1 protein-coding gene is annotated in these 604 nt (G+C 73.8%); it reads right to left on the bottom strand.

What is annotated here, in order from left to right:
- Positions 1-604, bottom strand: a 604-nt coding sequence (locus GPA27_RS28285) for a hypothetical protein (RefSeq protein WP_211165306.1), incomplete at both ends; no start/stop codon positions are given.

Below are 604 nucleotides of genomic sequence, written 5' to 3'. Positions count from 1 at the left end.
GGCGGGCGGGCTGCCGGCTTCTTGCTGGCCGACGTGGGCCGGGGTGTCGGTTCCGCTTCGTCCGCGGCGGGCGTGTTTTCGCGCCGCTTGCGGAGCCATGCAAGGGCGGCGGCGAGCGCGAGGGAGACGAATCCGACCGTCAGCGTGCCCTGTTTCCAGGCCTCGGCGACGCTGTGATCGGGCTCCAGCGGCTGCGCCTTCGCTGCCGGCGGCTCCTCCGCCTCGGTCGGCTCCGCGATGGGGGCAAGGCCGGATGCTGGCGCGGGCGTGCGGACGTGCTCGGCCATCATGCGCGCCTGCACGGCCTCGAGTTGCCGGATGCGTTCGTTCAGTTCGAGCTGGGCAACGATGGTCCGGTCGATCGCCATGATCACGGACTGTTCGCGGCGCAGCTGCTCGCGCTGGGCTTCGGTCGTCGCGTCGATGCGTGCGACGCTGCCGAGCTGCGTGCTCAGGCGCAGGCCGGCGCCGGGGATCTCCGATTCTCCGCCGCCGAGTTCGAGCCGGTCGCGTCCGCTGACTGGCGGTGCCGTGGCGCGGCCTGGCGCCGTGGCGGAGCTCGCTGCCGGCGTATCTGCGGCGACGGGGGCGGTGGGGGCGGCGC

Origin of the sequence: Aromatoleum toluolicum (assembly GCF_012911005.2) — a bacterium.
Lineage (GTDB): Bacteria > Pseudomonadota > Gammaproteobacteria > Burkholderiales > Rhodocyclaceae > Aromatoleum > Aromatoleum toluolicum.
Note: the sequence above shows the minus strand (reverse complement) of the source record. Positions and strands in the feature narration are given on the sequence as shown.